This window comes from Flavobacterium jumunjinense, assembly GCF_021650975.2.
Classification (GTDB): domain Bacteria; phylum Bacteroidota; class Bacteroidia; order Flavobacteriales; family Flavobacteriaceae; genus Flavobacterium; species Flavobacterium jumunjinense.
On record NZ_CP091285.1, the window covers coordinates 2,556,809 to 2,582,074 of the forward strand.

The following is a 25,266-nucleotide window of genomic DNA, read 5'->3' on the forward strand; positions in this document are numbered from 1 at the left end:
ATTAATTTTGATAATAATGAGCTCGATATTTTATCGGGCTCATTTTGTTTAAATTTGATTTAATTCTTTCATTATTATAATAACTTATATATTCTATTATCTCCTTTTTTAATTCTTCAATAGACTTGTATTTTTTTAGATAAAACAGCTCTGATTTTAATATTCCAAAGAAGTTTTCAATAATGGCATTGTCTAAACAATTTGCTTTTCTAGACATACTTTGTGTAATCCCTTTTTGTTTCAATAAATATTGATAGTGCTTCATTTGATATTGCCAACCTTGGTCAGAGTGTAAAATTAAATTAGTCTTATTTGGTATTTTCTTAAATGCTTTTTTAAGCATCATAACTACCTGATTAAATACAGGTCGTTCTGTTAACTCATAACTAATAATTTCTTGATTAAATAAGTCAATTATCGGTGATAAATATAGCTTCTTTCCAGAGACATTAAACTCGGTAACATCAGTTGCCCATTTTTGATTTGGTGCTGTTGCTTTAAAATTTCTTTCTAAAATATTAGGAGCTATTTTACCATGCTCTCCTTTATATGATCTATACTTTTTAACTCTAATGACGCTTTTTAATCCTAATAATTTCATTAACCTGAAAACTGTTTTATGATTAATAATTATTCCTTTATTTTGAAGTTCATCAGTTACTCTTCGATAACCATAACGACCTTTATGTTTGTGATAAATCGATTTAATTAGTTCTTTAACTACTCTATATTTATCACTTAATTTACTTTGTTTTTGATGATAATAAAAACTACTTCTTGCCATATTTGTATAATTTAAAAGTACTTTTAAATCATATTTATGCCTTAATTCCATTATGACTAGCGCTTGTTGGCTCTTTCTTCCGCCTGAATTAAGGCTTGTAACTTTTTTAAATAATCATTCTCACAACGTAATGCTTCATTTTCCTTAAGAAGTTCTTCTTCTCTGGTTAGTGGCTTAGCTGATTTGCTTTTTTTGCTTTTAAAATTCATAGATCTTGGTCTTCCTTTAATTTTTGGTTGTAGTCCTTCAAAACCAAAGTTAACAAAATCTTTTTTCCATTTTACAATAATAGCTAAATCAGGAATATTAAACTTTAAACAAGTATCTATTAATGAAAGTGATTCCTTTTCTATAGTTTTTAATACTTTTAGCTTAAAATCAGCTGAATAACTTTGATTTCTCCTGGGCAATAAACCCTCTTTCCCATAGCTTTTATAAAATCTAATCCACTTACGAATATTAGATTCGTCTGGACCTTTTAACTTTGAAACATATAAATTTGAATAATGTTTCTTTAATACTAATTCTACACATTCTAACTTAAATGCATAAGAATACTTGACTTTTCTTTCCATAAAAAATGCCCCAAATAGTGTCTAACTTTTTGGGGCATGTTCAAATTTAGAAGCTTTGTTTTTTGGAATGGCAAATCTTTTAGAGTCAGATTTTCAAGATGAATATTGTAATCGCTTAAAAACAAATTGGCAGTATTTAAAAATAAAATATGCATTAAAGGATAATATTTCAGAAGAAATTCAATTTTTTAAACTCAGACCAGACAATTTTCCAACAATACGTTTGTCTCAATTTGCAGAATTGTATAATATAGTTGGAGATGCTTTTTCAAAATGTATAGAGGTTAATAAAGTAGAAGATATATACGCTTTGTTTTCTGTTAAAGCATCTAACTACTGGACTACTCATTATAATTTTGAAAAAGAAAGTGTCTTTAAGGTGAAGAAAACAACGAAATCCTTTATAGACTTAATAATTATAAATACGATAATTCCAATTAAATTTCTCTACTCAAATTATTTAGGAACAGAGAATTTTGAAGAGTTGATAAATTTATTAAAACAAATTCACCCAGAAAACAATGCTGTTGTTAAAAAGTTTGCATCGTTAGAATTAGATATAAAAAACGCATTCGATTCCCAAAGTCTAATACAATTAAAAAATGAATATTGTAATCATAATAGATGTCTTAAATGTAATGTTGGTATAGAATTAATTAAAAATTAATTACATTTGGTAAAAATAGAAAGTTAATTTATGTATAAAATACTTTATTTTTTCGAAAAGAACGGCTTTTTTGTTGCCTCTAGATTAGCAGATAAATTAGGAATGAGAGCAACAAACGTTCGCTTGTTTTTTATCTACATTTCTTTTATGACTGCTGGATTAGGTTTTGGCGTTTATTTAACTTTAGCTTTTCTTTTGAAGTTAAAAGATATGATTTACACAAAACGTTCATCTGTTTTTGATTTGTAATGTTGAATTTCAATATATTAACTTTTCTTTGTTTTTTCGATAGTTTTCTTATCTTTGAGAAATTAACAACCAATAAATTAATATGTCAACAAAAACAGAATCTTGGGGTTCAAGGGTAGGACTCATCTTGGCAATGGCTGGAAACGCTGTTGGATTAGGTAATTTCCTTCGCTTTCCCGTTCAAGCAGTTCAAAATGGAGGTGGAGCTTTTATTATTCCATATTTAGTATGTTTCTTAGTAATGGGAATACCATTATTATTTATAGAATGGTCTTCTGGTCGTTTTGGAGGTCGTTCAGGTAATCATAGTACACCTTATATTTTAGATTCTATGGCAAAAGGTAGATTATGGAAATACATTGGTGTTTTTGGAATCTTTACCAATATTGCCGTTGCAGCATATTATTGTTATATAGAGTCATGGACAATGTCTTATGTCTATCATTCAATAGTTGGAACGTTTAGTGACATGAGTCAAGCTCAAGTTGCAGGTTTTTTTGAATCATATACAGATATTGCAGAATCAACTACGGGTATTCCTTATGAAGCCGTAATTTTTTATATAATCTGTTTACTTTTAAATACTTTTATATTATCTAAAGGATTAGGCGGTATTGAAAAAGTTGCTAAAATTGGTATGCCATTATTAATTTCATTTGGTGTAATTCTAGCAATTAGGGGGTTAACTCTTGGTACTTCTGGAGCATCTGATATTTTTCCAGATGCAAATGCTTGGGACGGATTGAACTTCTTGTGGACTCCACAGTTCGATTCTTTAACAAGTCCAAAAGTTTGGTTAGCAGCTGCAGGACAAATATTCTTTACGCTTTCTGTAGGTATGGGAACTATTCACTGTTATGCAGCTTACTTAAAATCTAAAGATGATATCGCGTTAAATGCAGTTTCTGCAGGTTTTATGAATGAATTTGTAGAGGTAGTTTTAGGAAGTTTAATTGTAATTCCAATTGCAGCTGGTTATTTAGGTTTAGACTGGGTAATTCAAAATGCAGGTTTTGGTATGGCTTTCCAAACGATGCCTTATTTATTCCAGCAATGGGGTAGTTCACTAGCGATTATTGCAGGTGTTTGTTGGTTTGGATTATTGTTTTTTGCGGGTATTACATCTTCATTAGCAATGGGAACACCTTGGATGGGCTTCATGAAAGACGAATTCAATTGGTCTAAAAATAAAGGGGCTTGGTCTTTTGGTGGTTTAGTACTAATTATGGGACTTCCAACAGTGATATTTTATAAAGAAGGACTTTTTGATCAGTATGATTATTGGGCAGGTACTGTAAGTTTAGTTGTCTTTGCATTCCTAGAAACAGTTTTGTTTTCATATATCTTTGGAATTAAAAAGGGATGGGCAGAAATTAATAGTGGTGCAGATATTAAAATACCTAGAATCTATAAATACATCATATTAATAGTTACACCATCATTATTGGCATGGGTGTTGATTTCAAGTATTCCAGATTGGATCGATAAGGTAAAAGATAACGATACAAATAATAAGGAATGGTTTGCAAAAGAATTTCATGCAGAAAATTTTGATGGGGAAGGAAAAAATTCAGGAACTGTTGTTGAAGTAAGTGCTAATGCTGTTAAATTCTCTTTTGAAGACACGAAGAAAGTATTTGATAAAGTAACAGAAAAAGTTAAAGTAATTGATTTTACTAACTTTAAAGAATATAAATTCAAAGAAAAGAAAAATCAGGTAGTTGTTGTTCAGAAAGGCGATATTGTAAAGCCTAATGATATAATTGCAACAGGAGATTTTACAAATAATACGTTATATAAATTCGTCGGAAGAATGTTATTACTTTCATTGTTTGCCTTAATATGTTTAATAGTTTATTTTGCATATAAAAAAAGAGTAAAAGAAGGTAGAGCAACATTATAACTTTAAAATAAAACTAAAAATGAACACATCAGCCTTAATAACAATGTTAGCAGCTCAAGGAATAGTAGTTTCTTTTGCAAGTTATTTTTTCTATAAAGTATTAACAATTCCACCAAAACAAGAACCAGATTCTTACAGTGAGAATGACGATGAATTAGTTAGACAAAATGACTAATTTATAATATATACATCTGATATAGTACAACTATTTTGAAAAAACAGATGAAACATTTAAAATCCTACTTTCTATTTTCGCGAGAACATAGAAGTGGGATTTTTTTATTGATTTTACTAATTATTGGTGTACAAGTGTTTATCTTTTGTATTAAAGATAATAGTTTTGTAAGTGAGTCAATACATGAAAAAGATAAGTATTGGATTTCAATGCAAAGTCAAATTGACAGTATTAAAGATCAGTCTAAAGAATATAAATATACTATTCAACCATTCAACCCAAATTTCATATCCGATTATAAAGGATATCAGTTGGGAATGTCTTCCGATGAAATTGATAGATTACATGAATTTCGCAAATTGAACAAATTTGTCAATTCGGCTGAAGAGTTTCAAAAAGTGACTAATGTTTCAGTTGAATTGCTGGCAAAAATCAAACCTTACTTTAAATTCCCAGATTGGATTAATAATAAAAAGACAAAAAGTAATTTTGTTAATTTTGAGAAAAAAGTAATGGAGAAAATAATTCCAGTAGATATAAATATGGCTTCAAAAGAAGATTTAATGAAAGTCTATGGAATTGGAGATAAAATTTCAGACATTATTATAAGTGAGAAAATGAAGTTTGGTTCATTTGCCAGTATAGATCAATTGCAATTTGTATGGGGTGTTTCTCCAGAAGTTTTTGAAAGCTGTAAAAAGAGATTTTTTGTAAATGAAAATGAAGATGTAAAGAAGGTAAAAATCAATGTTGCATCTATGAAAGAACTAGCCAGATTTCCGTACTTTAATTATAGTTTTGCAAAAGAAATAGTTACTTATAGGAGTATGAATGGTAATTTTAAAAATGTTGAAGATTTGGCAAAAATTAACAATTGTCCTTTAGAAAAATTAAAAATAATAGCCTTATATTTGAGCTTTGATTAGAAAAATTCAATAAAAACAATAAAAACAATTCGAAATATATGAATTCATTATACTTCACGGAAGAGCATCAATTATTCAGAGAGAGCCTACGAGATTTTTTAAACAAAGAAGTTGTACCACATATTGAAAAATGGGAAAAAACTGGAACAATTGAGCGTTTTATATGGAAAAAGTTTGGAGAAATGGGTTTTTTTGGCATTCGATATCCTGAAGCATATGGAGGATTAAATTTAGATTTGTTTTACACAGTTATTTTTTTAGAAGAGCTTCAGAAAATAAAATCGGCAGGTTTTGCTGCGGCAATGTGGGCGCATTCATATTTAGCAATGACACATTTAAATGCAGAAGGTGATGAACGAATTAAGCAAGAATATTTAGCGCCTAGTATTTTAGGTGATAAAATTGGAGCTTTGTGTATTACAGAGCCTTTTGGTGGAAGTGATGTTGCGGGAATGAGAACTACTGCTGTTAAAAAAGGAAATAAGTATATCATTAACGGTTCAAAAACATTCATTACAAATGGTGTTTTTTGCGACTATTATGTTATTGCTGCAAAAACAAGTCCAGAGCTTGGTAATAAAGGAATAAGCATGTTTCTTATGGATAGTAATCTAAAAGGAGTTACAGCTACAAAGCTCGATAAATTAGGATGGAGAGCATCAGATACTGCAGAAATTGCATTTGATAATGTTGAAATTCCAGAAGAAAATTTAATGGGAGAAGAAGGGAAAGGATTTCCGTATATTATGCAACATTTTGCTCTAGAACGTTTAATTATGGCTATAAATGCTCATGCAAGAGCTGAATATGCTATCGATTATACAATTGAGTATATGTCACAACGTGAAGCGTTTGGGAAAACTATAAATAAGTTTCAAGCATTAAGGCATACAATTGTAGAACATGCAACAGATGTAGAACATTGTAAATTATTTAATTACGCTGCTGTGGCTAGATTAGATAAAGGAGAATATGTGGTTAAAGAAGCTACCATGGCTAAGTTAAAATCAACAAAAGTAGCAGACGAAACAATTTATAGTTGTTTGCAAATGTTAGGCGGTTATGGTTATATGGAGGAATATCCATTAGCGCGTTTGTTAAGAGATAGTCGTCTTGGTCCAATTGGAGGGGGAACATCTGAAATTTTAAAAGAAATTTTATCAAAAATGATAATTGATAATAAAGATTATAAACCAGCAGTTAAACATTAACTGAGTTTAAATAAAAAATGCCCCAAATAGTGTCTAACTTTTTGGGGCATGTTCATTTTGAGCAGTTTTTTTTATTTAGAAGCTATTTCCAGCTTTCGCCTTTATCTTTCATTTATTTTTCAAATAAATAAAAGGATATCGTCTCTATCTGGGCTATTGAATAATGAGTTTGGTGATAAATAGCTATAAAAGAATGTTTTTTTTAATTAGGATATAAATAAAAAATCACTACTTTTGCAGTCTAAATGAAAGGGGGTGCCTAAACTATGTTAATTATACCTATTAAAGACGGAGAAAATATCGATAAAGCGTTAAAGCGTTATAAAAGAAAATTCGATAAAACTGGAACTGTTCGTCAATTGAGATCACGTCAAGCTTTTCACAAGCCATCAATTGTTAAAAGAGCTCAGATTCAGAAAGCTGCTTATATTCAAAGATTAAAAGAGTCACTAGAGTCTTAATAATTTTTTAGAATTATATAATAAAACCGTTAGGAAATAAAGTGTAACTTTGTTTCTTAACGGTTTTTTGTTTAATAATTATGGATGAAAATTTAATAGCATATCAAGATTATTTAATTAAAGAAAAGAATTATTCAAAGCTTACTCTGAAGGCTTATGTTTCAGATGTTGAGAGTTTTGGTGTTTTTTTATTTGATTTTCATGAAGGAGTTCAGTTTGTAGATGTTGGTTATTCTTTAATTAGGTCTTGGATAGTTAGTTTGGTTGAATCTGGGGTTTCTAATAAAACTGTAAATAGAAAGGTGTCGTCTTTGAAGTCTTTCTATTTGTTTTTGCTTAAAATAAAAGTGATAACAGTAAACCCGTTATTGAAACATAAATCTTTAAAAGTGTCGAAAAAAGTGCAAGTATCTTTTTCTGAAAAAGAAATTAAAGATGTTTTTGAGTTGAATGATTTTTCAGATGATTTTGATGGTGTTCGAGATCAATTGGTGATAGAATTATTTTATGCGACAGGTATTCGGAGGGCAGAATTGATAAATTTAAAGTTGCGAAATGTTGATTTTTCGAATAAAATAATTAAGGTTTTAGGTAAAAGGAATAAAGAGCGAATTTTACCTCTTTTAAAGTGTACGGAAGTCTTGTTGTTGAAATACATTGAGTTAAGGAGGATGAAGGTGTCGGAGGGTTTTGAGGACTTGTTAATTTTGTCTAAAAAAGGAAATAAAATAGGGGAATCATTTGTCTATCGTTTAATTAATGATTACTTTAGTGCTGTGTCTCTTAAAGTAAAAAAGAGTCCTCATGTTCTTAGGCATTCGTTTGCAACGCATTTGTTAAATAATGGAGCCGATTTAAATTCTGTAAAAGAATTATTAGGGCATGCTAGTTTGTCGTCTACTCAGATTTACACACACAGCAGTTTGAGTGAGTTAAAGAAAGTGTATAAAGATGCGCATCCTAGAAGTTGATAATAATTCATTTGTCTAACCATAAATAAACTATTTAGAGTATGAAAGTAAATGTTCAGGCTGTTAATTTTAATATTGACAAAAAATTAGTCAATTTTATTCAAGAGAAATTAGATAAACTTGAAAAGTATTATGATAGAGTAATTTCGTCAGATGTTTTTCTGAAACTAGAAAATACAAGCGATAAAGAGAATAAAACTATAGAGGTAAAAATAAATGTTCCGGGAGATGAGTTTATTGTAAAAAAGACGTGTAAGACCTTTGAAGAAGCAGTTGATGTCTCAGTAGAATCTTTAGAGAGAGTGCTTATCAAGTATAAGGAAAAAATAAGAATGCATGTTTAATGAAAAAAAAAGCAAAAATAATTTTGATTGAAAAATAATTTTTATACATTTGCAGTCCGTTAGAAATAGCGGACTTTTTATTATCAAGTTGCCGATGTAGCTCAGCTGGCTAGAGCAGCTGATTTGTAATCAGCAGGTCGTGGGTTCGAGTCCCTCCATTGGCTCTAAGTTTAGAGATGGCTTAAAAAGTAAATTATTGAAAATGGCAAGGGGAGATACTCAAGCGGCCAACGAGGGCAGACTGTAAATCTGCTGTGAAAACTTCGCAGGTTCGAATCCTGCTCTCCCCACAAAGAAAACAATCCTGCTATTGTAGGTCTTCGGCCGGTGTAGCTCAGGGGTAGAGTACTTCCTTGGTAAGGAAGAGGTCACGGGTTCAAATCCCGTCATTGGCTCTCAGGTTGTTTTTTTAAATATTTGAACACTAATTAAATAACTAAGATTAAATTATTAAATCATGGCAAAAGGAAATTTTGATCGTTCCAAACCACACTTAAACATTGGTACTATTGGGCACGTAGATCACGGTAAAACAACTTTGACAGCAGCAATTACTAAAGTATTGTCTGATGCAGGTTTTTCTGAAGCGAAATCGTTTGATCAAATTGATAACGCACCAGAAGAAAAAGAAAGAGGTATTACAATTAATACTTCACATGTAGAATATGCAACAGCTAACCGTCACTACGCTCACGTTGACTGTCCAGGTCACGCGGATTACGTTAAGAACATGGTTACTGGAGCTGCACAAATGGACGGAGCTATCTTAGTAGTTGCTGCTACAGATGGTCCAATGCCACAAACTCGTGAGCATATCCTTTTAGGTCGCCAAGTAGGTATTCCAAGAATGGTAGTATTCATGAATAAAGTGGATATGGTTGATGATGCTGAGTTATTGGAGCTTGTTGAGATGGAAATTAGAGATTTATTGTCTTTCTATCAATATGATGGAGATAATGGACCAGTTATTCAAGGTTCTGCATTAGGAGGATTAAATGGAGATGCTAAATGGGTAGCTACTATCTTAGAATTAATGGAAGCTGTTGATAATTGGATTGAAATTCCACCTCGTGAAGTAGATAAGCCTTTCTTGATGCCAGTTGAAGATGTATTTACAATTACAGGTCGTGGAACTGTTGCTACAGGTCGTATCGAAACTGGTATTGCTAATACAGGAGATGCTGTTGAAATTATTGGTATGGGTGCTGAAAAGTTAACTTCTACTATTACAGGTATTGAAATGTTCCGTCAAATCCTTGATAGAGGTGAGGCAGGAGATAATGCTGGTATCTTGTTAAGAGGTATTGCAAAAGAAGATATTAAAAGAGGAATGGTTATTGTTAAGCCAGGATCTGTTAAGCCACATGCTCACTTTAAAGCAGAAGCTTATATCTTGAAAAAAGAAGAAGGTGGACGTCATACTCCATTCCATAATAACTACCGTCCACAGTTTTATGTTCGTACAACGGATGTAACAGGTACTATTACTTTACCTGCAGGTGTAGAGATGGTTATGCCAGGGGATAACTTAACTATTGAAGTTCAATTATTAAGTCCAATCGCATTATCAGTTGGTTTACGTTTCGCAGTTCGTGAAGGTGGTAGAACAGTTGGTGCTGGTCAGGTAACTGAAATATTAGACTAATTATTTAGTTTATTGTAAATAAAAAAAACCAGTTCGGTTTTTAAAAGCTGAACTGGTTTAATAAACGGGCGTAGTACAAGGGCTAGTATAGTGGTCTCCAAAACCATTGATGGGGGTTCGAATCCCTCCGCCCGTGCAAATTATATATAGTAATGACAAAATTCGCTAATTATATTTCAGAAGCATTTCAAGAATTGAAAGCTAATGTAACTTGGCCAGAATGGGCAGAAGTTCAGAGATTAACAATAGTAGTAGCTCTTTTTTCAGTTATTTTCGCGCTTTTGACTTATGGTGTTGATCAATTATTTGTGAAAGCATTAGAGGGTTTCTTTAATATACTTAAATAATTCTTTATGGCAGATAGTAGTGTAAAGAAGTGGTATGTAGTAAGAGCTGTAAGTGGTCAGGAAAACAAAGTAAAAGCTTATATAGAAACTGAAACTGTAAGATTAGGAATGGAGGATTATGTGTCTCAAGTTCTTGTTCCTACAGAAAAAGTTGTGCAAATTAAGGATGGAAAAAAAATAGCTAAGGAAAAAGTGTATTTCCCTGGCTATATTATGGTTGAAGCTAACCTAACAGGTGAGGTTCCTCATATAATTAAATCTGTTCCTGGAGTTATTGGATTTCTTGGTGAAACCAAAGGCGGAGAGCCTGTGCCTTTAAGGATGTCTGAAGTTAATAGAATGCTTGGTAAAGTAGATGAGTTATCTGTGAAAATAGATAACGTTGCTATTCCGTTTTCTGTTGGTGAAACAATCAAAGTTATTGATGGCCCTTTCAATGGTTTTAATGGTACAATTGAGAAAGTTAATGATGAAAAGCGTAAACTTGAAGTTATGGTTAAGATTTTCGGAAGAAAAACACCATTAGAGTTAAGTTTTATGCAAGTAGAAAAAGTATAATATTAAGTTACATATAAAAACACATCAATCGCTTCCAATTGATAGATGTGCTAAATTTTTTTAAAAAAATGGCAAAAGAAGTTAGTAAAGTAGTTAAACTACAAGTTAAGGGAGGTGCAGCGAATCCATCGCCACCGGTTGGACCTGCTTTGGGGGCTGCTGGTGTTAACATCATGGAGTTCTGTAAGCAATTCAATGCTAGAACACAAGATAAACCCGGCAAAGTTTTACCAGTACAGATTACTGTGTACAAAGACAAATCATTTGAATTTGTTGTTAAAACTCCACCAGCTGCAATTCAAATTTTAGAGGCAGCAAAAGCTAAGTCTGGTTCAGGTGAACCAAATCGTAAGAAAGTAGCAAATGTTACTTGGGATCAAATCAGAACTATTGCTGAAGACAAGATGCCAGATTTAAATGCTTTTACAATTGAAAAAGCAATGAGTATGGTAGCAGGAACAGCTAGATCTATGGGTATAACAGTATCAGGAGACGCTCCTTTTTAATCGTTGAAAAGAATTAGACATGGCAAAATTGACAAAAAAGCAAAAAGAGGCTGTTTCAAAAATTGAAAAGAATAAACAATATTCTTTAAAAGATGCTTCTGCATTAATTAAAGAAGTTTCTTCTGCAAAATTTGATGAGTCTGTAGATATCGCAGTTCGTCTTGGAGTTGATCCTAGAAAAGCGAATCAAATGGTAAGAGGAGTAGTAACGTTACCTCACGGAACAGGAAAAGATGTTCGTGTTTTAGCACTTGTTACTCCAGATAAAGAAGCTGAAGCTAAAGAAGCTGGTGCTGACTACGTTGGATTAGATGATTATTTACAAAAAATTAAAGATGGTTGGACAGATGTTGATGTAATTATCACTATGCCAGCTGTTATGGGTAAATTAGGTCCATTAGGACGTATTTTAGGACCAAGAGGTTTAATGCCTAATCCTAAAACAGGTACTGTAACTATGGATGTAGCTAAAGCTGTGCAAGAAGTGAAAGCAGGTAAAATTGACTTTAAAGTTGATAAAACTGGAATCGTTCATGCAGGAATAGGTAAAGTATCTTTCGATACAAATAAAATCTATGACAATGCTTACGAAATTATTCAAACATTAATAAAATTAAAACCAACTGCAGCTAAAGGTACTTATATTAAGTCTATACACTTATCTAGTACAATGAGTCCTGCTATTGCTTTAGATCCTAAGGCAATATAATTTGGTAGTTAAAAATTTTTAGTATGACTAGAGAAGAAAAATCAATCGCTATTGAAGATTTAACTGCAAAGTTAGCGGGTGTGAATGTTATTTATTTAGCAGACACTTCAGGACTAGATGCAGCTACTACTTCAAACTTAAGAAGAGCTTGTTTTAAAGCAGGTATCAAATTAGAAGTTGTTAAAAATACTTTGCTTGAAAAAGCTATGGAAGCATCTGATTTTGACTATGGTGATTTACCATCAGTTTTAAAAGGAAATACATCTATAATGATTGCAGATACAGCAAATGGACCTGCAAAGATCATTAAAGAATTCCGTAAAAAAGGTACAAAGCCTCTTTTAAAAGGAGCATACATTAATTCTGAAATTTATATTGGTGATGATCAATTAGAAACATTATCAACTATTAAATCTAAAGAAGAACTTATTGGAGAAATCATTGGATTACTTCAATCTCCAGTTCAAAGAGTTATTGCGGCTCTTCAAAACCAAGAGGGTAAAGAAGAAGCAGCTGAATAATAGAACGCACTATAACAAATATATTTTTTTACAAAACATTTTAAAAGATAGAAAAAATGGCAGATTTGAAACAATTCGCAGAACAATTGGTTAACTTAACAGTTAAAGAAGTTAACGAATTAGCAACAATATTAAAAGATGAGTATGGTATAGAACCAGCAGCTGCTGCAGTTGTTGTTTCAGGTGGTGGTGATGGTGCTGCTGCTGCAGAACAATCAGAATTCACAGTTGTATTAAAAGAAGCTGGTGCTTCTAAATTAGCTGTTGTAAAAGCTGTTAAAGAATTAACTGGTTTAGGTCTTAAAGAGGCTAAAGATATGGTAGATTCTGCTCCAACTAATGTTAAAGAAGGAGTTTCTAAAGATGAGGCTGAAGGTCTTAAAAAATCTTTAGAGGAAGCTGGAGCTGTAGTTGAGCTTAAATAAGCTAAACTAAGGTTATAAAGCAGGTTTAGGTCTTGAGATTGCTCTCAAAGACCTAAACCATTTTGCGTATATTATCGTTTATACGTTTTTAATTTTTTTCTAAATAAAAATTTGTCCATTGATGATTGCTAATCAGACTGAAAGATTAAATTTTGCTTCTACTAAAAACATACCTAATTATCCAGATTTCTTGGATATTCAGGTTAAGTCTTTTAAAGATTTTTTCCAATTGGAAACTAAATCTGATGAAAGAGGCAACGAAGGTCTCTATAATACCTTCATGGAAAATTTCCCAATTACGGATACGAGAAATCAATTCGTTTTAGAATTCCTTGATTATTTTATAGACCCACCAAGATATACCATTGAAGAATGTATTGATAGAGGGTTAACATATAGTGTACCTTTAAAAGCTAGGTTAAAACTATATTGTACAGATCCAGAACATGAAGATTTTGAAACTATTGTTCAGGATGTGTATTTAGGGACTATACCTTATATGACACCAAGTGGAACGTTTGTTATTAATGGTGCAGAGCGTGTTGTTGTTTCTCAATTACACAGATCTCCAGGTGTTTTCTTTGGTCAATCTTTCCATGCTAATGGAACTAAGCTATATTCTGCGAGGGTTATTCCTTTTAAAGGATCTTGGATAGAATTTGCTACAGATATCAATAGCGTAATGTATGCTTATATTGATAGAAAGAAAAAATTACCAGTTACTACTTTATTTAGAGCTATCGGTTTTGAAAGAGATAAAGATATCTTAGAAATTTTCGATTTAGCTGAAGAAATAAAAGTATCTAAAACAGGTATTAAAAAATATATCGGAAGAAGACTTGCTGCACGTGTTTTGAACACTTGGCATGAAGATTTCGTAGATGAAGATACAGGAGAAGTTGTATCTATTGAGCGTAATGAAATTATATTAGATCGTGATACAATATTAGATAAAGATAATGTAGAAGAGATTATTGATGCTGATGTAAAATTAATTCTTTTACATAAAGAAGATAATAATGCAGCAGATTACACGATTATTCATAATACGCTTCAAAAAGACCCTACAAACTCGGAAAAAGAAGCTGTAGAGCATATTTATCGCCAACTGCGTAATGCAGAACCACCTGATGAAGAAACTGCTCGAGGTATTATAGATAAATTATTCTTTTCAGATCAACGTTATAACTTAGGTGAAGTTGGTCGTTATAGAATGAACAAAAAGTTACAGTTGGATATTCCAATGGAAAAGCAAGTCTTAACCAAAGAGGATATTATAACTATTGTTAAGTATTTGATCGAATTAATAAACTCTAAAGCAGAGATTGATGATATTGATCACTTATCAAACAGACGTGTAAGAACAGTTGGTGAACAATTGTCTTCACAATTTGGTGTTGGTCTTGCACGTATGGCAAGAACTATTAGAGAAAGAATGAACGTTAGAGATAACGAGGTGTTTACACCTATTGATTTGATTAATGCTAAAACATTATCTTCAGTTATTAACTCTTTCTTTGGAACAAATCAGTTGTCACAGTTTATGGATCAAACCAATCCTTTAGCTGAGATTACACACAAACGTCGTTTATCTGCACTTGGACCTGGAGGTTTATCTAGAGAAAGAGCTGGTTTCGAGGTTCGTGATGTTCATTATACTCATTATGGGCGTTTATGTCCAATTGAGACACCTGAGGGACCAAATATTGGTCTGATTTCATCTTTAGCAGTTTATGCTAAAGTTAACGGAATGGGATTCATCGAAACACCTTACCGTAAAGTAAACGATGGTGTTATTGATATTGAAAGTGAACCAATTTATTTAAGTGCTGAAGAAGAAGAAGGAAAATTAATTTCTCAAGCAAATATTGATATTGATGAAAGAGGTAAAATACTTCCAGAAAATGTAATTGCAAGGGAAGAAGGAGATTTCCCAGTTGTTGAACCAACAAAAATTGATTATGCCGATGTCGCACCAAATCAAATTGCTTCAATTTCTGCATCTTTAATTCCTTTCCTAGAGCATGATGATGCGAATAGAGCCTTGATGGGATCTAATATGATGCGCCAAGCTGTTCCTTTATTAAGACCAGAATCTCCAATTGTTGGTACTGGTTTAGAAAGACAAGTTGCATCAGATTCAAGAGTTTTGATTAATGCAGAAGGTGATGGAGTTGTTGCATATGTTGACTCTAATAAAATTACAATTAAATACGATAGAACTGAAGAAGAAAGACTAGTTAGTTTTGACGAAGATGATAAAACGTATCAGTTAATTAAATTTAGAAAGACAAATCAAAGTACTTGTATAAACCTTAAACCTATTATCAGAAAAGGTGATAGAGTAACTAAAGGTCAAGTTCTTTGTGAAGGTTATGCAACTCAAAATGGAGAATTAGCAATCGGAAGAAACTTGAAAGTGGCATTTATGCCTTGGAAAGGTTATAACTTCGAGGATGCAATTGTTATTTCTGAGAAAGTAGTTCGTGATGATATATTTACATCAATTCATATTGATGATTATTCATTAGAAGTTAGAGATACTAAATTAGGTAATGAAGAATTAACAAATGACATTCCTAACGTATCTGAAGAAGCTACTAAAGATTTAGATGAAAATGGAATGATTAGAATTGGAGCAGAGGTTAAGCCTGGCGATATTCTAATTGGAAAAATTACTCCAAAAGGAGAATCAGATCCAACTCCAGAAGAAAAATTATTACGTGCTATCTTTGGTGATAAAGCAGGAGATGTAAAAGATGCATCTTTAAAAGCATCACCATCATTACATGGTGTAGTTTTAGATAAGAAATTATTTGCTAAAGCTGTTAAAGATAAGCGTAAGAGATCTAAAGATAAAGAAGATATCGACAAACTTGATATAGAGTTTGAAGTTAGATTCAATGATTTAAAAGATAGATTAATCGAAAAATTATTCTTAATCATCGATGGTAAAACATCTCAAGGTGTTATGAATGATTTAGGTGAAGAAGTTTTACCAAAAGGCAAGAAGTTTACTAAAAAAATGTTACAATCTGTTGATGATTTTGCGCATTTAACAAAAGGGCAATGGACAACTGATGACGCTACTAATAAATTAGTAAATGAATTAATTCATAACTATAAAATCAAATTAAACGACCTTCAAGGTTGGTTAAGAAGAGAGAAGTTTACAATTACAGTTGGAGATGAACTTCCAGCAGGTATATTAAAATTAGCTAAAGTTTATATTGCTAAAAAACGTAAACTTAAAGTTGGTGATAAGATGGCAGGACGTCACGGTAACAAAGGTATTGTTGCAAGAATCGTTCGTCATGAAGATATGCCTTTCTTAGAAGATGGAACACCTGTAGATATTGTATTGAATCCACTAGGGGTACCTTCGCGTATGAACATTGGTCAGATTTATGAGACTGTTTTAGGATGGGCTGGAATGAACTTGGGTAGAAAATTTGCTACTCCAATTTTTGACGGTGCTACTTTAGATCAAATTAATGGATTTACTGATGAAGCTGGAATTCCTAGATTTGGTCATACATATTTATATGATGGTGGAACAGGAGAAAGATTCCATCAAGCAGCAACTGTAGGTGTTATCTATATGTTGAAACTTGGACATATGGTTGATGATAAAATGCATGCTCGTTCTATCGGACCATACTCTTTAATTACACAACAACCATTAGGAGGTAAAGCTCAATTTGGAGGTCAACGTTTTGGAGAGATGGAGGTTTGGGCACTTGAAGCTTACGGTGCATCTAGTACTTTAAGAGAAATCTTAACAGTTAAATCGGATGACGTAATCGGAAGAGCAAAAACTTACGAAGCAATCGTAAAAGGAGAATCAATGCCAGAACCGGGACTACCAGAATCATTCAATGTATTAATGCATGAATTGAAAGGTCTTGGATTAGACATTCGTTTAGAAGAATAATTAGTATCTAAACAATCAGTCTCATAAACAGAGACTGATTGTTAATTTATATAAGTTTTTAAGATTTATACCCGTAAACCGTTCCGATTTTTTATATTTTTTATAATTAGCACTTCATAACTCTAGTTAGAAGTTTAGAGAAGTAATTCGAGGTAGTAGTTTTATGAATTTAAACATAAAACAAAATCAATTTTTTAATTGCAAATAGATCAATAGTAAAAACTATGATGAATAATAGAAATAATAAAGATAAAAATACTGTTAAAAGATTTAACAGAATAACGATAGGGTTGGCTTCACCAGAATCTATCTTGGCAGAGTCAAGAGGAGAGGTTTTAAAGCCAGAGACTATCAATTATCGTACTCATAAGCCTGAAAGAGATGGTCTTTTCTGTGAGCGTATTTTTGGCCCAGTAAAAGATTATGAATGTGCTTGTGGAAAATATAAAAGAATACGCTACAAAGGAATCGTTTGTGACCGATGTGGTGTTGAAGTAACGGAGAAAAAAGTTCGTAGAGATAGAGTAGGACACATTAACCTTGTTGTACCTATTGCACATATATGGTATTTCCGTTCGTTACCAAATAAAATTGGTTACGTTTTAGGATTGCCTTCTAAGAAATTAGATATGATAATCTACTACGAAAGATACGTAGTAATTCAACCAGGTATTGCACAAGGTTTAGAAGGAGAAACTTTAAAAAGATTAGATTTCTTAACAGAAGAAGAGTATTTAAATATCTTAGATACGCTTCCAATGGAAAATCTATATTTAGATGATAATGATCCTAATAAGTTCATCGCTAAGATGGGTGCAGAGTGTATCATGGATTTATTAGCACGTATCGATTTAGATACATTATCTTTCCAATTACGTCATGCTGCAAACACTGAAACATCTAAACAACGTAAAACAGAGGCTTTAAAGCGTCTAAATGTTGTTGAATCTTTCCGTGAAGCAAATAAAAACAGAGAAAATCTTCCACAATGGATGATTTTAAAAGTGATTCCTGTTATTCCACCTGAATTACGTCCACTTGTACCACTTGATGGTGGTCGTTTTGCGACATCAGATTTGAATGATTTATACAGAAGAGTAATCATCCGTAATAATCGTTTAAAAAGATTAATGGAAATTAAAGCTCCTGAAGTAATCTTACGTAATGAAAAGCGTATGCTTCAAGAAGCAGTTGACTCTTTATTTGATAATACAAGAAAAGCGTCAGCAGTAAAAACTGAATCTAACAGACCTTTAAAATCATTATCTGATTCATTAAAAGGTAAGCAAGGTCGTTTCCGTCAAAATTTATTAGGTAAGCGTGTTGATTATTCTGCACGTTCTGTAATTGTTGTTGGACCGGAAATGAGATTGTTCGAATGTGGATTGCCAAAAGATATGGCAGCTGAATTATACAAACCTTTCGTTATCCGTAAATTGATAGAAAGGGGTATTGTTAAAACAGTAAAATCTGCTAAGAAAATTATAGATAAAAAAGAGCCTGTAGTATGGGATATTCTTGAAAATGTAATTAAAGGACATCCAGTATTATTGAATCGTGCTCCTACTCTTCACAGATTAGGTATACAAGCGTTTCAACCTAAATTAATTGAAGGAAAAGCAATCCAACTACACCCATTAGTATGTACGGCCTTCAATGCCGATTTCGATGGTGACCAGATGGCTGTTCATTTACCTTTAGGACCAGAAGCTATTCTTGAAGCGCAATTGTTAATGTTAGCGTCACATAATATTCTTAACCCTGCAAATGGTGCTCCAATTACTGTACCTTCTCAGGATATGGTTTTGGGTCTATATTATATGACCAAAGAACGTTTAACTGACGAAACAAGAGTTATTAAAGGTCAAGGATTAACTTTCTATTCTGCAGAAGAAGTAAATATTGCTTTGAATGAAGGAAAAGTAGAGTTGAATGCACGTGTTAAGGTACGAACAAAAGACTTTAATGAAGAAGGTGAATTAGTTTATAAAATTATTCAAACTACAGCGGGTAGAGTACTTTTTAATCAAGTAGTGCCTGAAGCTGCAGGATATATAAATGAGGTTTTAACAAAAAAATCATTACGTGATATTATTGGTAAAATCTTAGGTGTTACTAGTGTTCCTGTTACTGCAGATTTTCTAGATAACATTAAAAATATGGGATATAAATTTGCCTTTGAAGGTGGTTTATCATTCTCATTAGGAGATATTAGAATTCCAGATCAAAAGCAAAATTTAATTGCTGATGCTCGTGTTCAGGTAGAAGGTATTTCATTAAACTATAACATGGGTCTTATTACAAATAATGAGCGTTATAACCAAGTTATTGATATATGGACATCTGCAAATGCTGAATTAACAGAATTAGCAATGAAAAATATTAGAGAAGATCAACAAGGATTTAACTCTGTATTTATGATGCTTGATTCTGGAGCAAGGGGATCGAAAGAGCAAATTCGTCAGTTAACTGGTATGCGTGGTTTGATGGCTAAGCCTAAAAAATCGACTGCTGGTGGTGGTGAAATTATTGAAAACCCGATTCTTTCTAACTTTAAGGAAGGTCTTTCAATTCTTGAATACTTTATTTCTACTCACGGTGCTCGTAAAGGTCTTGCCGATACTGCACTTAAAACTGCCGATGCAGGATATTTAACAAGAAGGTTACATGATGTATCTCAGGATGTAATTGTAAACTCTGTAGACTGTGGTACTTTAAGAGGAATTGAAGTTTCTGCATTGAAGAAAAATGAAGAAATTGTTGAAACCTTAGGAGAAAGAATTCTAGGGCGTGTAGCGCTTCAAGATATTATTGATCCTTTAACTTCAGAAGTTATTATCCAAGCTGGAGAACAAATTACTGAAGCATATGTTAAGAAAATTAATGTATCTCCAATTGAAAGAGTTGAAGTACGTTCGCCATTAACTTGTGAGGCAACAAAAGGTATTTGTGCTAAATGTTATGGTAGAAACTTAGCTACTGGAAAAATGACTCAAAAAGGTGAGGCTGTAGGTGTAATTGCTGCACAGTCTATTGGAGAGCCAGGTACACAGTTAACATTACGTACATTCCACGTTGGAGGGGTTGCTGGAGGTTTGTCTGAAGAGTCTAGTATTGTAACTAAATTCAAAGGACGTTTAGAAATTGAAGATTTAAAAACTGTTAAAGGTGAAGATGCAGATGGAAAAGCAATTGATATTGTAATTTCACGTTCTACAGAATTAAAATTAGTTGATGAAAAAACAGGTATTCTTTTGAATACTCATAATATTCCTTACGGTTCTACTATTAATGTAAAAGATAGTGACGTTGTAGATAAAGGTACTTTAATCTGTAAATGGGATCCATATAATGGAGTTATTATCTCTGAATTTACAGGTAAAGTAGAATATGAAGATATTAAACAAGGTGAAACTTTTGCTGTAGAAATCGATGAGCAAACAGGATTCCAAGAAAAGGTAGTTTCTGATGCGCGTAACAAAAAATTAATTCCTACTTTACATATTTATGGAAAAGAAGGTGAATTAATTCGTTCATATAACTTACCAGTTGGGTCTCACCTTATGGTAGATGACGGAGAGAAAATTAAAGCAGGAAAAATTCTTGTTAAGATTCCTCGTCGTTCTTCTAAAGCAGGTGATATTACAGGAGGTTTACCAAGAATTACTGAGCTATTAGAAGCTCGTAATCCTTCTAATCCAGCTGTTGTATCTGAGATTGATGGTGTTGTAACTTTTGGAAAAATTAAAAGAGGTAACCGTGAGTTGGCTATTGAATCTAAATTTGGTGAAGTAAAGAAATATTTAGTTAAACTTTCAAATCAAATATTAGTTCAAGAAAATGACTACGTAAAAGCAGGTACACCTCTTTCTGATGGAGCAATTACACCAGAAGATATTTTAAGAATTAAAGGCCCATCTGCTGTTCAACAGTACTTGGTAAATGAAATTCAAGAAGTATATCGTTTACAAGGGGTAAAAATTAATGATAAGCACTTTGAGGTAGTAATTCGTCAAATGATGCGTAAAGTTAGAATTGTTGATCCAGGAGATACTCTAATGTTAGAAGATCAATTGGCTCATACAAGAGACTTTATTGTTGAGAATGATAAGTTATATGGAATGAAAGTAGTTGAGTCTGCTGGCGATTCTGTAAATCTTAAAGAAGGACAAATTATTACTCCACGTCAATTACGTGATGAAAATTCATTGTTAAAACGTGAAGATAAAAATTTAGTTGAAGCGAGAGATGTTGTTACGGCAACTGCTACGCCAATCCTTCAAGGTATTACTAGAGCATCGTTACAAACGAAATCATTTATTTCAGCTGCATCGTTCCAGGAAACAACTAAAGTATTAAATGAAGCTGCAGTTGCAGGTAAAATTGATACATTAGAAGGATTAAAAGAAAATGTTATTGTTGGACATAGAATCCCAGCCGGAACTGGTATGAGAGAATATGATAATACGATAGTAGGTTCTAAAGAAGAATACAATGAGTTGATGGCTGCTAAAGAAGAATTTAATTACTAGTAGTTGACACTTTTTAAACATAACCTAAAACCTAACAGATTCATTCTGTTAGGTTTTTTTTAAATTTAAAGATTATGGAGAATAACAACAACAATAATAATAACAATCAACAAGGGCAGATTAATATTGAGTTAGATGAAAAAACGGCTGAAGGAACCTATTCAAATTTGGCAATAATTAACCATTCAAATAGTGAATTTGTCTTGGATTTTATAGCTATTATGCCAGGTGTTCCGAAAGCTAAAGTGAAGTCTAGAATCGTTTTAACTCCACAACATGCAAAACGATTATTAAAGGCGTTAGGTGAAAATATTCAAAGATTTGAAGCAGCACATGGTAAAATTGAAGAAGGAGAGCAACCTCAAATTCCTTTAAATTTTGGTCCAACTGGTCAAGCTTAAAAAAGAAAATCTCATTGAAAAATGAGATTTTTTCATTTAATCGAATAATTTAGTTTTTAATCGAATAATGGAGTAAGAATTAAATTAGTTCTATGTTTTTAGTTAAATTGCACCGCTATTAAAAAATTTTCACTTAAAAATGTGTAGATAAGTAATGCTATTGACCATTTTTGTGTTTCTTCTTAATAGGAAACTATTAAGATTTATTTTTTTGATATGCTTATTCTCTTCAGAAAGAATTTGAATAAGTTTTTTTTGAGTTATTAGTATCTAATATTAAATGCATATTGTAAATTTACAGTATGCATTTTTTTATTATGATTAGACAAATTACTACCTTAGAATTACCTAAAATACAAGATTTAGCTTTTGCAATTTGGCCTTCTGCCTACAAGGAGATTTTATCAAAAGAACAACTTGATTATATGTTGAATCGTTTCTATTCCTTAGAAGCTTTAAAAGAGCAATTGGAAACAAAAAAGCATGTATTCTACATTGCTGAAGATGAAAACAAAAAACCATTAGGTTTTGTTTCTTACGAATTAGATTGTGAACCACAGAAGACTAAAATTCATAAAATTTATGTATTGCCTGAAACGCAAGGAACAGGAGTAGGAAAAAAACTATTTCAATTAGTAAAAGATAAAGCAATATTAGGTAATCAAAGCGCTGTTTTTCTTAACGTAAATAAGTACAATAGTGCAAAGGAATTTTATCAAAAACTTAATTTTTCAATTGTTAGAGAAGAAGTGATTGATATAGGAAATGATTATATTATGGACGATTATGTTATGGAAGTTTCTATTAAATAATTCATTCTATTTTAAGTCATTATTTTACAAAGTAGATTGCATATCTGGAACACAAGAATGGTGTATGATCTCTATCTTTTGTTTGTCTAAGAATTCCTATTTATAGAGATGATTTTTAATACAGACAATTAGCTATTCGAATTTCATAATAGTTTTATTTACTATTATGAAATTCTGCTTATATTTATTCCTTGCCATTCTAAATTACCAATAGCATAAATTATAAGTATAGTGATAAATAGAGAAAAAATAATAAGTAGGATTTGATAAATAATTCTTTCTTTTCTTTCTTTTTGAATTTTTTTTCTTATTTGAGCTAATAACTCTGGTGTAGCATGAATGTGGTCTTCGGTAGGAACATCTTTTGCTCCAATATAATCTCTCCAATCAGTTGGTTTACGTTCAGTTCTGCGCTGTGCTTTATTATTCTTCATTACCGAAGATGGCGAACCATAATATCCTCCCATAATTTAATTTTTAGTATTCAATTAGTATAGTATGTTTTTTGAAAAATAACGATTCAAAACTGTAAAGACAATAATAATAATAATAATAGCTATAAAGATCACAGTTTTAATAATTTTTTTTCTAAGTTGTAACTTATTTTCTGTTTGTAGTTTTTCTCTAATTTCGGCTAACATTTCTGGAGTTGCCCGAATGTGATCTTCTGTTTGAATTTCTTTAACTCCAACAAAATCTTTCCAATCTTTTAGAGTACGCTTTTTTACACGCTGCGCTTTGTTGTTCTTCATCACTGAAGCTGGCGAACCATAATATCCTCCCATACTGTAAGTTTTAGTTGTTTAATAGAAATTTTGAAAAATAACGATTAACGATTGCAACTACGACGATAATTGCGACTAAAAAAAGCACAGTTTTTATGATTTTATTTCTAAGTTGTAACTTATTTTCTGTTTGTAGTTTTTCTCTAATTTCGGCTAACATTTCTGGAGTTGCTGTCTTGTGATCTATCAATTCAGATTGGCCATTAGAAGTAGTGTTTACAAACTTTTTTAGTCTCGATTTTTTACTCCTTTTATTGTTTTTTAAACTTGTATTTGCGCTCAACATAAAACCTTCACCTGCCATAATTATAAATTTTAGTTTATAGTTTTACGTAACAAATCTTGAAAAAGTTACAAAAAAGGTGCGTTTTATTCATTTATAATCATTTTATTATCAGAAATAATCTGCGTAAATTTGCAATCTCAATTTTTTGACAACGATTTCATTGATTGAGTTAGAATATGGAAAACAAGAAGAAAGTAGCCTTTTATACTTTAGGCTGTAAATTGAATTTCTCTGAAACTTCTACAATAGCTAGAAATTTTCAAGACGAAGGGTTTGAACGTGTCGATTTTGAAGAAATTGCCGATATGTATGTTATTAATACATGTTCTGTTACTGAAAATGCAGACAAACAATTCAAACAAATTGTAAAAAAAGCAATGAAGCTAAACGATAAGGCTTTTGTTGCAGCAGTAGGTTGTTATGCACAATTGAAACCTGAAGATTTAGCAGCAGTTGATGGTGTCGATTTGGTTTTAGGCGCTACCGAAAAATTTAAAATTACCGACTATATTAATGATTTGGCAAAAAATGACATGGGTGAAGTACACTCTTGTGAAATTGAAGATGCCGATTTTTATGTAGGTAGTTATTCTATCGGAGATAGAACGCGTGCTTTTTTGAAAGTGCAAGATGGATGCGATTATAAATGTACCTATTGCACTATTCCTTTAGCTAGAGGTATTTCTAGAAGTGATACTATGGAAGGTGTTTTGAAAAATGCTAAAGAAATTTCTTCAAGAGGTATTAAAGAGATTGTACTTACGGGTGTAAATATTGGAGATTATGGAAAAGGCGAATTTGGAAATAAAAAACACGAGCATACGTTTCTAGATTTAGTTACAGAATTAGACAAAGTAGAAGGAATTGAGCGTTTACGTATATCTTCTATAGAGCCTAATTTATTGAAAAATGAGACTATTGATTTGGTTTCGAAGTCTAGAGCATTTGTGCCTCATTTTCATATTCCATTGCAAAGTGGAAGCAACTACATTTTGAAAAAAATGAAACGACGCTATATGAAAGAACTTTATGTTGATAGAGTTTCTAAAATTAGAGAAGTAATGCCACATGCTTGTATTGGTGTTGATGTGATTGTTGGTTTTCCTGGAGAAACAGAAGAACATTTCTTAGAAACCTATAATTTTCTAAACGAATTAGATATTTCCTATTTACACGTTTTTACCTATTCGGAGAGGGATAATACTGAAGCAGCAGAAATGGATGGAGTAGTGGCTTCTAATGTGCGTTCTAAGCGAAGTAAAATGCTAAGAGGACTATCTGTTAAGAAAAGAAGGGCTTTCTATGAAAATCAGATAGGGACAAAGAGAACCGTTTTGTTTGAAAGTGAAAATAAAGAAGGATATATTCATGGATTTACCGAAAACTATGTAAAAGTGAAAACGCCTTGGAATCCAGAATTTGTAAACACATTACATGATGTGCAATTAACAAAAATTGATGAAGACGGAATGGTGCGTTTTGATTTTTTAGAAGTAACGGTTTAAAAAAAAAATAGATTACCTTAAAATAAATATCCCT

General features: G+C 31.9%; 24 protein-coding genes, 4 tRNA genes and 1 pseudogene. 25 read left to right on the top strand and 4 right to left on the bottom strand.

Features of this window, described 5'->3' with window-relative positions; translation table 11 throughout:
• Position 1: 1 nt before the first annotated feature.
• Positions 2–1,359 (bottom strand): IS3 family transposase gene (locus L2Z92_RS21505; RefSeq protein ID WP_407647538.1). Its coding sequence is split into 2 segments (ribosomal slippage): positions 2–879 and positions 879–1,359, totalling 1,359 coding nucleotides; the frame shifts between segments, so codons are not numbered across the junction.
• 52 nt (positions 1,360–1,411) lie between these two features.
• Here L2Z92_RS21505 and L2Z92_RS11225 point away from each other — a divergent pair.
• From L2Z92_RS11225 to L2Z92_RS11340, 24 genes and pseudogenes are all read left to right on the top strand, one after another.
• Positions 1,412–2,026: pseudogene (locus tag L2Z92_RS11225) on the top strand (DUF2851 family protein); the annotation flags it as partial.
• Positions 2,027–2,056: 30 nt separating this feature from the next.
• The gene (locus tag L2Z92_RS11230) at positions 2,057–2,275 is read left to right on the top strand and encodes a PspC domain-containing protein (protein ID WP_236452998.1); all 219 of its coding nucleotides are present in this window, start codon (positions 2,057–2,059) and stop codon (positions 2,273–2,275) included.
• A gap of 82 nt (positions 2,276–2,357) precedes the next feature.
• Complete coding sequence (locus tag L2Z92_RS11235; RefSeq protein ID WP_236453005.1) at positions 2,358–4,178, top strand: sodium-dependent transporter; 1,821 nt, start codon at positions 2,358–2,360, stop codon at positions 4,176–4,178.
• Between the two features lie 19 nt (positions 4,179–4,197).
• Positions 4,198–4,353: a hypothetical protein gene (locus L2Z92_RS11240; protein ID WP_236453008.1), complete on the top strand. Its 156-nt coding sequence runs from the start codon at positions 4,198–4,200 to the stop codon at positions 4,351–4,353.
• Between the two features lie 47 nt (positions 4,354–4,400).
• On the top strand, positions 4,401–5,279 hold the full coding sequence (locus L2Z92_RS11245) for a helix-hairpin-helix domain-containing protein (protein WP_236453011.1): 879 nt from the start codon (positions 4,401–4,403) through the stop codon (positions 5,277–5,279).
• 38 nt (positions 5,280–5,317) lie between these two features.
• Positions 5,318–6,490 (top strand): acyl-CoA dehydrogenase family protein, encoded by a 1,173-nt coding sequence (locus tag L2Z92_RS11250; RefSeq protein WP_236453018.1) that lies wholly within the window; start codon positions 5,318–5,320, stop codon positions 6,488–6,490.
• 266 nt (positions 6,491–6,756) lie between these two features.
• The gene (gene rpsU, locus L2Z92_RS11255; protein WP_236453021.1) at positions 6,757–6,951 is read left to right on the top strand and encodes a 30S ribosomal protein S21; all 195 of its coding nucleotides are present in this window, start codon (positions 6,757–6,759) and stop codon (positions 6,949–6,951) included.
• Between the two features lie 80 nt (positions 6,952–7,031).
• The gene (locus L2Z92_RS11260; protein WP_236453022.1) at positions 7,032–7,922 is read left to right on the top strand and encodes a tyrosine-type recombinase/integrase; all 891 of its coding nucleotides are present in this window, start codon (positions 7,032–7,034) and stop codon (positions 7,920–7,922) included.
• 41 nt (positions 7,923–7,963) lie between these two features.
• A complete protein-coding gene (hpf, locus tag L2Z92_RS11265) occupies positions 7,964–8,266 on the top strand; it encodes a ribosome hibernation-promoting factor, HPF/YfiA family (RefSeq protein ID WP_236453025.1) in 303 nt (100 codons plus the stop codon).
• A gap of 90 nt (positions 8,267–8,356) precedes the next feature.
• Positions 8,357–8,430 (top strand) — tRNA-Thr (locus L2Z92_RS11270).
• A gap of 45 nt (positions 8,431–8,475) precedes the next feature.
• Positions 8,476–8,556 (top strand) — tRNA-Tyr (locus tag L2Z92_RS11275).
• Between the two features lie 33 nt (positions 8,557–8,589).
• A tRNA-Thr gene (locus tag L2Z92_RS11280) sits at positions 8,590–8,661 on the top strand.
• A gap of 62 nt (positions 8,662–8,723) precedes the next feature.
• Positions 8,724–9,911: an elongation factor Tu gene (tuf, locus tag L2Z92_RS11285; RefSeq protein WP_236453026.1), complete on the top strand. Its 1,188-nt coding sequence runs from the start codon at positions 8,724–8,726 to the stop codon at positions 9,909–9,911.
• Between the two features lie 64 nt (positions 9,912–9,975).
• Positions 9,976–10,047: transfer RNA gene (locus L2Z92_RS11290), tRNA-Trp, on the top strand.
• A gap of 16 nt (positions 10,048–10,063) precedes the next feature.
• A complete protein-coding gene (gene secE / locus L2Z92_RS11295) occupies positions 10,064–10,258 on the top strand; it encodes a preprotein translocase subunit SecE (RefSeq protein ID WP_236453029.1) in 195 nt (64 codons plus the stop codon).
• A gap of 6 nt (positions 10,259–10,264) precedes the next feature.
• On the top strand, positions 10,265–10,816 hold the full coding sequence (gene nusG, locus L2Z92_RS11300) for a transcription termination/antitermination protein NusG (protein ID WP_236453037.1): 552 nt from the start codon (positions 10,265–10,267) through the stop codon (positions 10,814–10,816).
• A gap of 68 nt (positions 10,817–10,884) precedes the next feature.
• Positions 10,885–11,322, top strand: a complete 438-nt coding sequence (gene rplK, locus L2Z92_RS11305; protein ID WP_236458848.1) for a 50S ribosomal protein L11 — start codon at positions 10,885–10,887, stop codon at positions 11,320–11,322.
• A gap of 19 nt (positions 11,323–11,341) precedes the next feature.
• On the top strand, positions 11,342–12,031 hold the full coding sequence (rplA, locus tag L2Z92_RS11310; RefSeq protein ID WP_236453038.1) for a 50S ribosomal protein L1: 690 nt from the start codon (positions 11,342–11,344) through the stop codon (positions 12,029–12,031).
• A 23-nt stretch (positions 12,032–12,054) separates the two neighbouring features.
• Positions 12,055–12,552 (top strand): 50S ribosomal protein L10, encoded by a 498-nt coding sequence (gene rplJ, locus L2Z92_RS11315; protein ID WP_236453040.1) that lies wholly within the window; start codon positions 12,055–12,057, stop codon positions 12,550–12,552.
• Positions 12,553–12,608: 56 nt separating this feature from the next.
• A complete protein-coding gene (gene rplL, locus L2Z92_RS11320) occupies positions 12,609–12,977 on the top strand; it encodes a 50S ribosomal protein L7/L12 (protein ID WP_236453045.1) in 369 nt (122 codons plus the stop codon).
• 121 nt (positions 12,978–13,098) lie between these two features.
• Positions 13,099–16,911 (top strand): DNA-directed RNA polymerase subunit beta, encoded by a 3,813-nt coding sequence (gene rpoB / locus L2Z92_RS11325; protein WP_236453046.1) that lies wholly within the window; start codon positions 13,099–13,101, stop codon positions 16,909–16,911.
• Positions 16,912–17,135: 224 nt separating this feature from the next.
• Entirely contained in the window at positions 17,136–21,443 is a 4,308-nt protein-coding gene (gene rpoC / locus L2Z92_RS11330; RefSeq protein ID WP_236453051.1) for a DNA-directed RNA polymerase subunit beta', read from the top strand.
• Between the two features lie 74 nt (positions 21,444–21,517).
• Positions 21,518–21,844: a DUF3467 domain-containing protein gene (locus tag L2Z92_RS11335; RefSeq protein ID WP_236453052.1), complete on the top strand. Its 327-nt coding sequence runs from the start codon at positions 21,518–21,520 to the stop codon at positions 21,842–21,844.
• A 302-nt stretch (positions 21,845–22,146) separates the two neighbouring features.
• The gene (locus L2Z92_RS11340; RefSeq protein ID WP_264554423.1) at positions 22,147–22,656 is read left to right on the top strand and encodes a GNAT family N-acetyltransferase; all 510 of its coding nucleotides are present in this window, start codon (positions 22,147–22,149) and stop codon (positions 22,654–22,656) included.
• A gap of 164 nt (positions 22,657–22,820) precedes the next feature.
• On the opposite strand, the gene L2Z92_RS11345 is transcribed toward L2Z92_RS11340, so the two are convergent.
• Genes L2Z92_RS11345 through L2Z92_RS11355 form a run of 3 tightly spaced genes read right to left on the bottom strand, consistent with a single transcriptional unit; the run spans position 22,821 to position 23,745 of the window.
• Positions 22,821–23,123, bottom strand: coding sequence for a hypothetical protein (locus tag L2Z92_RS11345; protein WP_236453057.1), 303 nt, complete (start codon positions 23,121–23,123; stop codon positions 22,821–22,823).
• 21 nt (positions 23,124–23,144) lie between these two features.
• Entirely contained in the window at positions 23,145–23,441 is a 297-nt protein-coding gene (locus tag L2Z92_RS11350) for a hypothetical protein (RefSeq protein ID WP_236453059.1), read from the bottom strand.
• A gap of 10 nt (positions 23,442–23,451) precedes the next feature.
• Entirely contained in the window at positions 23,452–23,745 is a 294-nt protein-coding gene (locus tag L2Z92_RS11355) for a hypothetical protein (RefSeq protein ID WP_236453063.1), read from the bottom strand.
• Between the two features lie 158 nt (positions 23,746–23,903).
• On the opposite strand from L2Z92_RS11355, the gene mtaB reads away from it, so the two are divergent.
• Complete coding sequence (gene mtaB / locus L2Z92_RS11360; RefSeq protein WP_236453066.1) at positions 23,904–25,232, top strand: tRNA (N(6)-L-threonylcarbamoyladenosine(37)-C(2))-methylthiotransferase MtaB; 1,329 nt, start codon at positions 23,904–23,906, stop codon at positions 25,230–25,232.
• Positions 25,233–25,266: the final 34 nt, after the last annotated feature.